This is a genomic window from Mycobacterium sp. E2497 (assembly GCF_001668695.1).
Lineage (GTDB): Bacteria > Actinomycetota > Actinomycetes > Mycobacteriales > Mycobacteriaceae > Mycobacterium.
In genome coordinates this window covers 1-13,748 of the sequence record NZ_LZKD01000031.1, presented here as the reverse complement: position 1 = coordinate 13,748, position 13,748 = coordinate 1, and the positions used below count along the sequence as shown (strand labels likewise).

Annotated in this window: 11 protein-coding genes and 4 pseudogenes; 9 read left to right on the top strand and 6 right to left on the bottom strand. The window is 68.8% G+C overall.

Annotated features, from left to right (window positions below):
* Window positions 1-298 precede the first annotated feature (298 nt).
* Window positions 299-865, top strand: a pseudogene (locus A5713_RS27195) (P-loop NTPase); the annotation flags it as partial.
* Here A5713_RS27195 and A5713_RS02530 read toward each other — a convergent pair.
* The 4 genes and pseudogenes from A5713_RS02530 to A5713_RS02515 all read right to left on the bottom strand — a co-directional run.
* Window positions 865-2,025, bottom strand: a pseudogene (locus tag A5713_RS02530) (lytic transglycosylase domain-containing protein); the annotation flags it as partial. The pseudogenes A5713_RS27195 and A5713_RS02530 overlap by 1 nt on opposite strands.
* 106 nt (window positions 2,026-2,131) lie before the next feature.
* Window positions 2,132-2,674, bottom strand: coding sequence for a DUF1003 domain-containing protein (locus A5713_RS02525; RefSeq protein WP_067927138.1), 543 nt, complete (start codon window positions 2,672-2,674; stop codon window positions 2,132-2,134).
* A complete protein-coding gene (locus A5713_RS02520; RefSeq protein ID WP_067927137.1) occupies window positions 2,671-3,978 on the bottom strand; it encodes a magnesium transporter MgtE N-terminal domain-containing protein in 1,308 nt (435 codons plus the stop codon). The genes A5713_RS02525 and A5713_RS02520 overlap by 4 nt, the downstream gene beginning before the upstream one ends.
* A 70-nt stretch (window positions 3,979-4,048) precedes the next feature.
* On the bottom strand, window positions 4,049-4,678 hold the full coding sequence (locus A5713_RS02515) for a DUF4190 domain-containing protein (protein WP_197516274.1): 630 nt from the start codon (window positions 4,676-4,678) through the stop codon (window positions 4,049-4,051).
* Between the two features lie 172 nt (window positions 4,679-4,850).
* Here A5713_RS02515 and A5713_RS02510 point away from each other — a divergent pair, with 172 nt between their 5' ends.
* From A5713_RS02510 to A5713_RS02485, 6 genes are read left to right on the top strand one after another with little or no spacing between them, the layout of a single operon-like run.
* Complete coding sequence (locus tag A5713_RS02510) at window positions 4,851-5,375, top strand: general stress protein (RefSeq protein ID WP_067927134.1); 525 nt, start codon at window positions 4,851-4,853, stop codon at window positions 5,373-5,375.
* Window positions 5,376-5,401: 26 nt separating this feature from the next.
* Window positions 5,402-6,811 carry an extracellular solute-binding protein gene (locus A5713_RS02505; protein ID WP_068092183.1) on the top strand — a complete coding sequence of 470 codons (1,410 nt, stop codon included), beginning with the start codon at window positions 5,402-5,404 and terminating at the stop codon, window positions 6,809-6,811.
* Entirely contained in the window at window positions 6,808-7,737 is a 930-nt protein-coding gene (locus A5713_RS02500; protein WP_068092180.1) for a carbohydrate ABC transporter permease, read from the top strand. Before A5713_RS02505 ends, A5713_RS02500 begins: the two co-directional genes overlap by 4 nt.
* Complete coding sequence (locus A5713_RS02495) at window positions 7,727-8,578, top strand: carbohydrate ABC transporter permease (protein WP_068092182.1); 852 nt, start codon at window positions 7,727-7,729, stop codon at window positions 8,576-8,578. The genes A5713_RS02500 and A5713_RS02495 overlap by 11 nt, the downstream gene beginning before the upstream one ends.
* A gap of 4 nt (window positions 8,579-8,582) precedes the next feature.
* Window positions 8,583-9,761, top strand: a complete 1,179-nt coding sequence (locus tag A5713_RS02490) for an ABC transporter ATP-binding protein (RefSeq protein WP_067927132.1) — start codon at window positions 8,583-8,585, stop codon at window positions 9,759-9,761.
* The gene (locus tag A5713_RS02485; protein WP_068092176.1) at window positions 9,758-10,351 is read left to right on the top strand and encodes a suppressor of fused domain protein; all 594 of its coding nucleotides are present in this window, start codon (window positions 9,758-9,760) and stop codon (window positions 10,349-10,351) included. The genes A5713_RS02490 and A5713_RS02485 overlap by 4 nt, the downstream gene beginning before the upstream one ends.
* Before the next feature lie 13 nt (window positions 10,352-10,364).
* Here A5713_RS02485 and corA read toward each other — a convergent pair whose 3' ends face one another.
* Window positions 10,365-11,468 carry a magnesium/cobalt transporter CorA gene (gene corA / locus A5713_RS02480; RefSeq protein ID WP_067927155.1) on the bottom strand — a complete coding sequence of 368 codons (1,104 nt, stop codon included), beginning with the start codon at window positions 11,466-11,468 and terminating at the stop codon, window positions 10,365-10,367.
* 190 nt (window positions 11,469-11,658) lie between these two features.
* On the opposite strand from corA, the gene A5713_RS02475 reads away from it, so the two are divergent.
* Entirely contained in the window at window positions 11,659-12,648 is a 990-nt protein-coding gene (locus tag A5713_RS02475) for a malate dehydrogenase (RefSeq protein ID WP_068092173.1), read from the top strand.
* 73 nt (window positions 12,649-12,721) lie between these two features.
* Window positions 12,722-13,325 (top strand): annotated as a pseudogene (locus A5713_RS02470) (NADP-dependent malic enzyme); the annotation flags it as partial.
* 91 nt (window positions 13,326-13,416) lie between these two features.
* Here the strand turns inward: A5713_RS02470 and A5713_RS28955 are convergent.
* A pseudogene (locus tag A5713_RS28955) lies at window positions 13,417-13,686 on the bottom strand (NAD-dependent malic enzyme); the annotation flags it as partial.
* Window positions 13,687-13,748 lie beyond the last annotated feature (62 nt).

The window sequence follows — 13,748 nt, the reverse complement described above, 5'->3', positions numbered from 1 at the left end:
GATCGATATGGATTCGCAGGTGATCGGCATCAACACCGCCGATGGCCCCGCCGCCGATGGGCCCGCCGCCTCCTGACCCGCAGGCGGCCCCGCCCCCGGCCGCACCGCCGGCGGTGCAGGCGCCCGCTGCATCGCCGGCGCCGAAGCCGGCCGGCCCCCCGAACGCGGCCACGCCCAAGCCGCCCGGCCCCGTTGCGGGCGGCTGACCGTTCCAACGGCGATCGCAAGCGCGGCGAAGCCGGGCGTAGCGGGTCGCCCCCGAACCGGCGCAAGCGTCGCGCGCCTACACTCGGCGGTGATGTCCCGTCATGACGCTGCCGACTTGAGCGCGGCAATCCGCACCGCACTGGGGAAAGTGATCGACCCCGAACTACGGCGCCCCATCACCGAACTCGGCATGGTCAAGAGCATCGACACCGAGCCCGACGGGGGCGTGCACGTGGCGATCTACCTGACCACCGCCGCCTGCCCGAAGAAGACCGAGATCAGCGAACGGGTCACCCAGGCCGTCTCCGACGTGCCGGGCACCGGGGCCGTGAAGGTCACCCTGGACGTGATGAACGACGAGCAGCGCACCGAACTGCGCAAGCAGTTGCGCGGCGACGCCCGCGAGCCCGTCATCCCCTTCGCCCAGCCGAACTCGCTGACGCGCGTCTATGCGGTCGCGTCCGGCAAGGGCGGGGTGGGAAAGTCCACCGTCACGGTCAACCTGGCCGCGGCGATGGCGGCCCGCGGCCTGTCGGTCGGCGTGCTCGACGCCGACATCCACGGCCACTCGATTCCCCGGATGATGGGTACCACCGACCGGCCCACCCAGGTCGAGTCGATGATCCTGCCGCCCATCGCGCACGAGGTGAAGGTCATCGGCGGTGGGGCGGGCGGCGCCATCGGCGGGGCCCACGGCGGGGCGGCGTTCGGCGGCGGGTTCTGGGGGCCGACGCAGATCACCGTGCAGCCGGGCAGCCGGGCCGGGGCCTGCTGCGGCGTCGGGGTCATCCACGGGAACATCGGCGGTGGACCCGCGCTCTGTGGTTGGGAGAGGTCGATCAGCGGCATCCGCGCCAGGGGGTCGTCCAACGGCAGCCCGTTGACGTTCATCGGCAGGTTGGGGCCGAGTCCCTCGGCGTGCTCGAGGTGCGCGTCGGCCAGCGGGGGCGGCGGACCCGTCATCGGAGGCAGGTCGACCGGCACCACACCGGTGGCGTACGCCGAGGCCCAGCCCAGCACGTTCTGCGCGTACGCCATCGAGTTGTTGTAGCGCAGGATCGCGGCCATCACCTGGGAGGGATCGCGGAGGTTGAGGCCGCCGCTGCACAGGTACCGGGCCGCGGCCAGCGTGGAGTCGAACAGGTTCTGCGGATCGGCGACGCCGTCGCCTTTGCCGTCGGAGGCGTAGCGCGCCCAGGTGCCGGGCAGGAACTGCATCGGCCCAATCGCGCGGGCGTAGGTGGGGCGATTGCCGGCGCTGCTCTGCAGGATGATCTCGTTGCCGGGCAGCGTGCCGTCCAGCGCGGGGCCGTAGATCGGGACGACCGCCGTGCCGCGCGCGTCGACCGCGCCGCCGCCGGCATGACCGGATTCGATGCGCCCGATCCCGGCCAGCAAGTTCCAGCTCACGCCGCAGTTCGGGGCGGCCACGGCCATCTTCTGCTCGGCGCTGCGGTAGGCCGCCAGCGCAATGCTTGGAATGCCAAGTGCCCCAGGCGCATTCACGATCATCGCCGGCGGGGGTGCGGACAGGGCGGGTTCGGCGACGTGGAAGGCGGCCGGGGAACGGTCGATGGAAACGACAGCCGGTCCCGAGAGGTCGGGGATGGCGGGGGAGACCGCGGCCACCGGGGCGACGTTCGCATGCACGGGGGGCAGCTTTACGGGGAGCGACGGCGCCGCCCCGCTGACCGCGCCGGCGAAGACCAACGGGGTGATGGTGGCTACGCCGAACGCACGCGAACGTGAAACCTGAAGTGCTCGCAGCCGCTCCACCGCGGCGGCCGGGCGTGCACCCCGGCGTCCCCCAATGCGCACTCGACCGTCCTAGGTATGTGAGCTGGTCAACTGCTCTCGTAGCCGTGAACTAGATCACCATACATAACTCTTGTGACCAGAGTGGCGCAATGGTCGGAACTGGTTCTCAGCCCGATTTCTTAGCCTTTCGGTCCGCGCCGTCGCCGCCCTCGACCGGGTTGGCGCCGTCGGAATCGGCGTCCAGATTCGCCAGCAGGGAGCGCAGATCCTCGAGCTCGTGCCGCAGATATTCGCGGGTCACCACCTCACCGACCGCCAGCCGCACCGCGGCGAGTTCGCGGGCCAGAAACTCGGTGTCGGCCTTGGTCTGCGTCGCGCGATGGCGATCCTGTTCCAGCGCGACCCGGTCCCGGTTTTCCTGACGGTTCTGCGCCAGCAGGATCAGCGGGGCCGCGTAGGCGGCCTGCGTCGAGAAAGCCAGGTTCAGCAGGATGAAAGGGTAGGGATCCCAGCGCAGGCCCACCGCGAACAGGTTCACCGCGATCCACGCCACCACGATGATCGTCTGCACCAGCAGGTAGCGGCCGGTGCCGAAGAACCGCGCGATCGACTCGGTGACCTGGCCGACGGCCTCGGGGTCCAGCCGTGGCGAATACCTGCGCGACGTCCGCGGGGTGTAGAGGCGACGCGGTGCCGAGGACCTGCTCAACGCGAACCTCCCAGTCCTTGGGGCTCACCGGTGGCGTCGAGGGCCTGCACATCCATCCGCCAGTCGTGCGGCAACAGGTGATCGAGGAGATCATCCACCGTCACCGCCCCCAACAGGTGGTTCTGGTCGTCGAGCACCGGTCCGCACACCAGGTTGTACGCGGCCAGGTAGCGGGTCACCGCCGCCAGCGGCGTTTCCGGCGTCAGGGTGAACAGGTCGGTGTCGACGATGCCGCCGACCAGTTCCGCCGGGGGTTCGCGCAGCAGCCGCTGCAGTTGCACGCAGCCCAGGTACCGGCCGGTGGGGGTCGCCGTGGGCGGGCGCACCACGAACACCATGGAGGACAGGGCGGGGGTGAGGTCGGGGTCGCGGACCCGGGCCAGCGCCTCGGCGACCGACGTGTCGGGCGTCAGCACTACCGGATCGGACGTCATCAGACCCCCCGCGGTGTCGGGGGAATGCGCCAGCAGCCGGCGCACCGGGGCCGACTCGTCGGGGTCCATTCGTGTCAGCAGCATCTCCGCGTCCGTCGGATTGAGCACGCCGAGCAGATCGGCGGCGTCGTCGGGATCCATCTCCTCGAGCACGTCGGCGGAGCGTTCGGTGCCCAGCTCGGACAGCACGTCGGCCTGGTCGAGCTCGGGCAGTTCCTGCAAGACGTCGGCCAGCCGGTCGTCGTCGAGGGCTTTGAGCACCTCGTAGCGCCGCTTGGGGGGCAGGCCGCGGATGGCGTCGGCCACGTCGACCGCCTTCCAGCCCTCGAACCGGTCCAGCAGCTGCGCCACCGCCTGGCCCGGCATCGCCAGCGCCGACGGGGTCAGGCCCTGCACGTTCTGCCAATCCACCACGTGCACCGGCCCGCGCCGGCCCAGCCGCCGCTGGGTGCGCACGGCGACCCGGCTCACCATCCAGTCACGGGTGCGGGTCTGTTCGATGCCCAGGTCGGTGATGACGACGTCGAGGCCGGCCAGCTCGGGCAGCGCGGGATCGTTCACCCTGACCTGGGTGTCGAGCACCTGACCGATCGCGAGCACCTCGCCCGGGCGCTGTTCGAAGTGGCGCAGGGACACGCTGCCGGTGTTCAGCGTGACGGCCTCCGGCTCGATCGCGGCGACCCGCAGCATCGGAATGAAGATGCTGCGCCGTGTCGCCAGATCGACGACTAGTCCCAGGACGCGGGGCTGCTGGCGCACGATGCTGATGCTGACGACGACATCGCGGATCCGGCCGAACGACTCACCGAGGGGACCCAGCACCAACATTCGCGAGAGCCGGGCGATGTACACCCTGTTGACCGATGCCATGGGGAAAGCCTAGGCAGCCGGGGATGGCGCGGCCGACGGCGGCGGTGCCGGCCCCGGCGCGCGCAGGCTGCTACCGCGAGTGCATCGCAAACAAGACGATGATCGTCATGACCACCAGCGTGGCGATGCCGATGACGATGCCGGCGACCGCCAGACCGTAGCCGTCTTGCTGGGTGCGCTTGATCTGATTGATCGCGACGGCGCCCAGCACGATGGCCACGATCGAGCCGAGGCAGCAGCAGAACACCCCGGTGAACGACGAGATGAGCGATGCGATGGCGAGCTTGTTGGTCCCCGGTTTCACCCCGCTCGGCGGCCCGTAGCCCCCGTAGTCCGGTGCGGGATAATAGCCACCCGAATAGGGTGGCGGCCCGTAGCCGGCGGGCGGCCCGCCGAATTGCGGTGGGCCCGGCTGGTACTGCGGTGTGCCATAGCCCGGCGGCTGATCGTACCCGGGTGGCGGCCCGTATCCGGTTGGGGGCGGCGGGTATTGGGCGCCGTGGCCGGATTGGTGCCCGGATTGGTACTCCGTGGGGTAGCCGGGCGGGGGATAGGCCGGGGGCGGATATTCGGGTGGCGTGGCCGGGGCCGGCGGTTCCCACGGCGCCTCTGGCTGCTCCGGGGCCCCGCCGCCGGCGGGAGCCGGTTCGGCTTGGTCGTCGTGGGCGCGTTCGCCGAAACCGTCGCCGGGCGCTGTCATGGTGTTCAACCTAGCCGATGGCCGAGTCGCGGATCGGCGGTGAATCGCCGCGGGGCCGCTGGGGGCGCAGCGGGTGCCTGCGCCCTGTTTTCGCAGGTTGGCTTGCGGCCGCTCGATAGGCTAGAAGGCCCCGAGATGTGACGATGGCCTGGGCGGAGGAGAATGATCGCCGATGACTAGTCCTTTCCAGCCCGGTCAAGTTCCCGGCGCGACGCCTGCGGGCGCAGCGGGCGGTCGTCGCGCACCCGGATTGCCGACGCCGCCCAAGGGGTGGCCGGTCGGGTCCTACCCCACCTACGCCGAGGCGCAGCGCGCCGTGGACTACCTCTCGGAGCAGCAGTTCCCCGTTCAGCAGGTGACCATCGTCGGCGTCGACTTGATGCAGGTCGAACGGGTCACCGGCCGGCTGACGTGGGCCAAGGTGCTTGGCGGCGGGGTACTCAGCGGCGCCTGGCTGGGGCTGTTCATCGGGTTGGTGCTCGGCTTCTTCAGCCCGAATCCGTGGGCGGCGTTGGCCACCGGCCTGGTCGCCGGCGTTTTCTTCGGCTTGATCACCTCCGCGGTCCCCTACGCGATGGCCCGTGGCACAAGGGATTTCAGCTCGACCATGCAGCTGGTGGCCGGCCGCTACGACGTGCTCTGCGATCCGCAGAACGCGGAGAAGGCGCGGGATCTGTTGGCGCGCTTAGCGATTTGAGGACACGCACGAAGGGTGTGACTCCGGTGGTGAGTCGCGTGCGCCCGCGTCGGCTGGCCGTCATCGCTTCGGCGTCGTTGATCGTCGCCGCGGCGGTGCCGGCCTGCGGGCCGGTCGGCGGGGGACTGGTGATCACGTTCTTCACCCCGACCACCGATTCGACTGCGTTCAACGCCGTCGCTCAAGAGTGCACCAAACAGATGGGAGGCCGGTTCGCCATCCGGCATGTGAGCCTGCCGAGGGGTCCCGGGGAGCAGCGCGTGCAGCTGGCACGCCGGCTGAGCGCTCACGACCGCGGGCTGGACGTGATGGCGCTGGACGTGGTGTGGACCGCGGAGTTCGCCGAGGCGGGCTGGGCGCTGCCGCTGTCCGACGACCCCGCAGGGCTGGCCGACGGCGACGCCCGGGCCGACACGTTGCCCGGCCCCCTGGCGACGGCACGGTGGAAGCACGAGTTGTATGCAGCGCCCGTCACCACGAACACCGAATTGCTCTGGTACCGGCCCGATTTGGTGAGCCAGCCGCCGCTGGACTGGGCCGCGATGGTGGCCGAGGCCGCCCGGTTGCACGCCGCGGGCCGGCCCGCCTGGATCGCCGTGCAGGCGAACGAGGGTGAGGGCCTGGTCGTGTGGTTCAACACCCTGTTGGTGAGCGGCGGCGGCCAGGTGCTTTCCGAGGACGGCCGCCGGGTCACCCTGACGGACACGCCCGCGCACCGGGCCGCGACGCTCAACGCGCTGCGCATCCTGAAGTCCGTGGGCACCGCTCCGGGCGCCGACCCGTCGATCACCCGGACCGACGAAGGCACGGCCCGCCTGGCGGTCGAACAGGGCAGGGCCGCGCTGGAAGTCAACTGGCCGTATGTGCTGGCCTCCATGCTGGAGAACGCGGTGAAGGGCGGTGTCCCCTTCCTGCCGCTCAACCGGGACCCGGCGTTGGCCGGCAGCATCAACGACGTCGGGACGTTCGTGCCCACCGACGAGCAATTCCGCCTGGCTTACGAGGCCAGCCAGAAGGTGTTCGCCTTCGCCCCGTACCCCGGTGTGGCGCCGGGCCGCCCGGCCAAGGTCACGATCGGCGGGCTGAACCTGGCCGTCGCCAGCACCACCCGTCATCGCGCGGAGGCGTTCGAGGCCGTGCGCTGCCTGCGCAGCCTGCCGAGCCAGAAGTACGTTTCGATGCAAGGCGGGCTGCCCGCGGTGCGGACGTCGCTGTACTCCGACCCGCAATTCCAGGCCAAGTACCCGATGTACACCGTCATTCGGCGGCAACTCACCGACGCCGCCGTGCGGCCCGCGACCCCGGTGTATCAGGCGTTGTCGCTGCGGCTGTCCGCGGCGCTGAGCCCCATCACGCGGATCGACCCGGAGCGGACGGCCGACGAACTCACCGCGCAGGCGCAGCAGGCCATTGACGGCAAGGGGCTGCTGCCGTGACGCGCGCCGCCCCCTCGGATGTCCCCGCCTTCGCGCCGCGCACACGCACGCGAAACCGGCTGTCGGAACGGCGCCTTGCCTTCGTCCTCGTCGCGCCCGCGGCGCTGCTGATGCTGGCGGTGACGGCCTACCCGATCGGCTATGCGGTGTGGCTGAGCCTGCAGCGCAACAGCCTCGCCACCCCCAACGACACCGCGTTCGTCGGCCTGAGCAACTACCAAACGATCTTGACCGACCGGTATTGGTGGACGGCGCTGGCCGTAACGCTGGGAATCACAGTGGTTTCCGTCTCGGTCGAGTTCGTGCTCGGCCTGGCGCTGGCCCTGGTGATGCACCGCACGCTCATCGGCCGGGGGCTGGTGCGCACCGCCGTGCTCATCCCGTACGGCATCGTCACAGTGGTGGCGTCCTACAGCTGGTATTACGCGTGGACACCGGGAACCGGCTATCTGGCCAACCTCTTGCCGCAGGGCAGTGCTCCGTTGACACAGCAACTCCCGTCGCTGGGCATCGTCGTCCTCGCCGAGGTCTGGAAGACGACGCCTTTCATGTCGCTGCTGCTGCTGGCCGGGCTGGCGCTGGTGCCCGAGGACTTGCTGAAGGCCGCCCAAGTCGACGGCGCGGGGCCGTGGCGGCGGCTGGTGCGCGTGACGTTACCGATCATCAAGCCCGCGGTCGTGGTCGCGCTGTTGTTCCGGACCCTGGACGCCTTCCGCATCTTCGACAACATCTACGTGCTGACCGACGGCGCCAACAACACCGACTCGGTGTCAATCCTCGGTTACGACAACCTGTTCAAAGGGTTCAACGTCGGGTTGGGCTCGGCGATCAGCGTGCTCATCTTCGTCTGTGTGGGCATCATCGCGCTCGTCTACATCAAGGTGTTCGGCGTCGCGGCGCCCGGTGGTGACGCCGATGACCGTTGAACGCGCGCGGGCCGGGGTAGGCGCCCGGCGGGCGGTGGGGTGGGCCGTCATCGACACCGCGGTGGTGGGGTACGCACTTGTCCCGGTGCTGTGGATCCTCAGCCTCTCGCTCAAGCCGACGTCAACGGTCAAGGACGGCAAGCTGATCCCGTCGTCGGTGTCCTTCGAGAACTACCGCGGCATCTTCCGGGGTGACCTGTTCGGTGCGGCGCTGGTCAACTCGATCGGCATAGGGCTGATCACCACCGCGATCGCGGTGGTGCTGGGCGCGATGGCCGCCTACGCGATCGCCCGGCTGCGCTTCCCCGGCAAGCGGGTCATGATCGGCGCCACCCTGCTGGTCACCATGTTCCCCGCGATCTCACTGGTCACCCCGCTGTTCAACATCGAACGCTTCGTCGGCCTGTTCGACACCTGGCCGGGGCTGATCCTGCCCTACATCACCTTCGCTCTGCCGCTTGCCATCTACACCCTGTCGGCCTTCTTCCGGGAGATCCCATGGGATCTCGAGCGGGCGGCGGAAATGGACGGGGCCACGCCGGCGCAGGCCTTCCGCAAGGTGATCGTCCCCCTGGCCGCGCCGGGAGTGGTGACGGCGGCCATCCTGGTGTTCATCTTCGCCTGGAACGACCTGCTGCTGGCGCTGTCGCTCACCGCCACCAAGGCGGCGATCACCGCGCCGGTGGCCATCGCGAACTTCGGCGGCAGTTCACAATTCGAGGAGCCCACCGGGTCGATCGCGGCCGGTGCCGTCGTGATCACCGTGCCGATCATCGTCTTTGTTTTAATCTTTCAACGGCGAATCATCGCCGGATTGACCTCCGGCGCTGTGAAGGGATAGCGCGATGGCCGAGATTGTGCTGGACCATGTCAGCAAGAGCTACCCCGACGGCGCCACGGCGGTGCAAGACCTCAGCATCACCATCGCCGACGGCGAATTCCTGATCCTGGTCGGACCTTCCGGTTGCGGTAAGACGACGACCCTGAACATGATCGCCGGCCTGGAGGACATCACGTCGGGCGAACTGCGCATCGGCGGCGAACGCGTGAACGAGAAGGCGCCCAAAGACCGCGACATCGCGATGGTTTTCCAGTCGTACGCGCTGTACCCACACATGACCGTCCGGCAGAACATCGCGTTCCCGCTGACGTTGGCGAAGATGAAGAAGGCGGAGATCGCCCAGAAGGTCGAAGAGACCGCCAAAACCCTTGACCTGACCGAACTTCTCGACCGCAAACCCTCCCAACTGTCGGGCGGGCAACGGCAGCGGGTCGCGATGGGTCGCGCGATCGTGCGCCACCCCAAGGCCTTCTTGATGGACGAGCCGCTGTCCAACCTGGACGCCAAGCTACGGGTCCAGATGCGCGGCGAGATCGCCCGGCTGCAGAAGCGGCTCGGCACCACGACCGTCTACGTCACGCACGACCAGACCGAGGCGATGACACTCGGAGACCGGGTGGTGGTGATGCACGGTGGGGTCGCGCAGCAGATCGGCACCCCGGACGAGCTTTACGAACACCCGGCAAACCTGTTCGTCGCCGGGTTCATCGGCTCGCCGGCCATGAACTTCTTCCCCGCCACGGTGACCACCACCGGCCTGACGCTGCCTTTCGGTGAGGTCATGCTGTCGCCGGACGTCGAACGGATGATCGCGCGGCACCCGGTGCCGGAGAACATCATCGTGGGGGTGCGGCCCGAGCACCTGCACGACGCCGCGTTGATCGACGGGTACCAGCGCATCAGGGCGCTCACCTTCGAGGTGAAGGTCGACCTGGTCGAGTCGTTGGGCGCCGACAAGTTCGTCTACTTCTCCACCGGGGGTTGGGCGGCGCACTCCGCCCAACTGGACGAGCTGGCCGCCCAGGCGGATGCGCACGAAAACCAGTTCGTGGCAAGGGTTCCCGCGGAATCCAAAGCGGTGATCGGGCAGTCCATCGAGCTGGCGTTCGACACCACGAAGCTCGCCGTATTCGATGCCGGCACCGGGGCGAACCTGACCGTCGCGGCGTCCGCGGATCAGTGAGCCCGGTCCTGGACCAGGTGCGCGCGCACCTGCGCCGTCACTTCGCCGACGTCGAGCCCGATTCGGCGAGCGTGACCTTTCTGGGCACCGAACCCATCGAGGTGCTGCGCTTCCGCGGGAGCGACGGGTTGGTGCATTACGTGTCACTGGGCTGTTCGCGGTATCCGATGACCGACCCGGCGCAGATCGTCGACGACCACACTCGGGGACCGCGCGCCGAGGTGGTGCTGCGCCTGCGAGATCCGGGCCCGGTCACCGGCATAGCCCGCAGCCTGGCGGTGCTGGCCGCGACGCCGGCCGTCGAGGGTCTGGTGCTGACCGCCGACGCGTTGGTGGACCTGGGATCGCCGTTGTGGGCCCGGCCCGCGGGACGCGTGCCGTTCACCGCGGTGTTGCTGGGCCCCAGCGACATTGACGATCTGCCGTTGGAGCCGCCGCGTGACCCGGTGCAGTTCCTGTTGGCCACGCCCGTCACCGCGACCGAGGCGGCCTGGGTGCGGTTGAAGGGCGCCGAAGCCATGCGGCAGGCGTGGCAGAACGACGGCGTCGACGTGCTCGACCCGAAACGCCCAGCGGCGCAACCGAACTGACCGTCAGCTCGCGTCAGAGCCAGTTGAGTCTTCGGAAGCTGAAGTACAGGGTCAGGCAGGCGGTGATCATGATGGCGACCACCACCGGGTAGCCCCAGTGCCATTTCAGCTCGGGCATGAACTCGAAGTTCATGCCGTAGATGCCCGCGAACATGGTCGGCACCGCGATGATGCCGGCCCAGGCCGATATCTTGCGCATGTCGGAGTTCTGCTGCATTCCGACGCGGGCCAGCGCGGCCTGGATCAGCGAGTTGAGCATGTCGTCGTAGCTGGCGATGTGCTCGGCTGCCTCGGAGTGGTGGTCGGCGAGGTCGCGCAGGTAGCGCCGCACCTCCTTGGAGATCAGGTCTTTGTTCTCCTGCTGGATTCGCAGGAACGCGCCGGATAACGGGTTGACGCACCGGCGCAGTTCGACGACCTCGCGCTTGAGCAGATAGATGGGTTCGACGTCGATCTTGCGGCCCGGCGCGAAGGCCAAACCCTCGATGCTGTCGATGTCCGATTCGATCAGGTGGCTGACCACCAGGTAGTGGTTGACCACCTCGTGGGCGATGGCGTGCATCACCGCGTACGGACCCAGGCGCAGCTGCTCGGGGTCGGCCTCCATCCGCTTGCGCAGATCGGAAAGCCCGCCGTGCTCGCCGTGGCGGACGGTGACCACGAAATCCTTGCGGACGAAGACCATCACCTCGCCGGTCTCGACGATTTGGCGGGCGGCCGCCACCGACTCATGCGGCACGTAGGCGACCGTCTTGAGCACCAGGAACAGCGTCTCGTCGAATCGTTCCAGCTTGGGCCGCTGGTGGGCGCAGACGGCGTCCTCGACGGCCAGCGGGTGTATCCCGAAAACCTCCGCGACTTCCTGCATCTCGGCCTGGTCGGGCTCGCGCAGGCCGACCCACACGAACGCCTCGTGCCCGAGCATCTCGATCTGGCGCACTTTGTCCAGGGCCGTGGCGTAGCTGTATGTCCCGGGGAGCCGGTGGCCCTCGGCGTAGACGGCGCAGTCGACCAACGTCTCGTTGGGGGAGTGCGGTCGGGTATCGGCTTGCGGCGGACGAGGCTCGTGCGCGAGCGGCCGCAGAGCCTCGGGCAATGCGTCAAAACCCTGGAACACATCCACCTCCGATCGCAGCGCAGGTCTGACCGGCGGTGCTCCATGCTACGCGGTCCGGCTTGCCGACGAGCGACGATCCGGTTGCCGGCGCGGCCGGGCATCGGACCGGGGGTCGGCAGCCGGGAACGGTGCGCTAGTTTCGAGCCGAGACCCGATTCTGCATGACTACCTCCACAAGGAGTATTTCGACGTGAGCGCAAGTCCTCTCAAGGTCGCCGTCACCGGCGCTGCCGGCCAGATCGGCTACAGCCTGTTGTTCCGCTTGGCGAGCGGTTCGCTGCTGGGCCCCGACCGCCCGATCGAGCTGCGTCTGCTCGAGATCGAGCCGGCGCTCAAGGCGCTCGAGGGCGTGGTGATGGAGCTCGATGACTGCGCGTTTCCGCTGTTGGCCGGGGTGCAGATCGGCTCGGATCCCAACAAGATCTTCGACGGTGCCAACCTCGCCCTGCTGGTCGGCGCGCGGCCGCGCGGGCCGGGCATGGAGCGCAGCGACCTGCTGGAGGCCAACGGCGCGATCTTCACCGCGCAGGGCAAGGCCTTGAACTCGGTGGCCGCCGACGACATCCGCATCGGGGTGACCGGCAACCCGGCCAACACCAACGCGCTGATCGCGCTCAGCAACGCCCCCGACATCCCCAAGGAACGGTTCTCCGCGCTGACCCGCCTCGACCACAACCGCGCCATCTCGCAGCTGGCCAAGAAGACGGGCGCCAAGGTCACCGACATCAAGAAGATGACCATTTGGGGCAACCACTCCGCGACCCAGTATCCCGACATCTTCCACGCCGAGGTCGGCGGCAAGAACGCCGCCGAGGTGGTCAACGACCAGAACTGGCTCGAGAACGACTTCATCCCGACGGTGGCCAAGCGCGGCGCGGCGATCATCGACGCGCGCGGCGCCTCGTCGGCCGCCTCGGCCGCGTCGGCGACAATCGACGCCGCCCGCTCCTGGCTGCTGGGCAGCCCGGACGGCGACTGGGTGTCGATGGCGGTGTACTCCGACGGCTCCTACGGCGTGCCGGAGGGAATCGTGTCGTCGTTCCCGGTCACCACCAAGGACGGCGACTGGTCGATCGTGCAGGGGTTGGAGATCGACGACTTCTCCCGCGGTCGGATCGACAAGACGACCGCCGAGCTGGTCGACGAGCGCAAGGCGGTCACCGAGCTGGGTCTCATCTGAGATCCAGCGGCGTCGCCGGTGAGACGCACGTCACCATTAGGTCTACTAATCGGTAGTCAGTACCCTGAAGCGCGTGTCCGAGTTGATTGAATCGATACAGACGCGCGTCGAAGCGGGTGCGATCACCGACGCGGAAATCTTCGAGGCACACGTAGGCGGCAAGCTTTCGGTAGGCCTGACGGCACCGCTGGACACCCAGCGTGCCCTGTCCATCGCCTACACACCGGGTGTGGCGCAGGTCAGTCGCGCGATCGCCGCCGACCGCAGCCAGGCCGCCCGGTACACCTGGGCGAACCGGCTGGTCGCCGTCGTCAGCGACGGCAGCGCCGTGCTGGGCCTGGGTGACATCGGACCGGCGGCTTCGTTGCCGGTGATGGAGGGCAAGTGCGCCCTGTTTCAGGCGTACGGCGGCCTGAACGCGATCCCCATCGTGCTGGACACCAAGGATCCCGACGAGATCGTCGAAACCCTGGTGCGGCTGCGCCCGACGTTCGGCGCCGTCAACCTCGAGGACATTTCCGCGCCGCGCTGCTTCGAGATCGAACGGCGGGTCATCGAAGCGCTGGACTGCCCCGTGATGCACGACGACCAGCACGGGACGGCGATCGTTGCGCTGGCCGCGCTCATGGGTGCCACCAAGTTGCTCGGCCGCGACATGACGTCGCTGCGGCCGGTGGCCACCACCGCGGCGTACTTGGCCGCGACCTGCGGATGGATCTCGGGGTCGGGGTTGGACAGCGCGAACACGATGGCGTCGGGCGCCATGGTGGCGATCATCTCCTCGGGCACCACACCGCCCGACACCCCGAGGAACAGATCGGCGCCGCGCAGCGCTTCGGCCATGCTGCCCGTCAGACCGTCGGGGTTCGTGCGCTGCGCCAGAACGCTCTTCACGCTGTTCATGTCGTCGCGCCCGGTGTGCAGAATGCCGCGCGAGTCGAGCACGGTGATGTCGGAAACGCCCATCGTCAGAAGGAGATTCGTGCACGCCACACCCGCGGCGCCGGCGCCGGAGACCACCACCCGCAGCGACGTCATGTCGCGGCCGAGCAACTTGGTGGCACCCATGAGCGCGGCCAGCGCAACGATCGCCGTCCCGT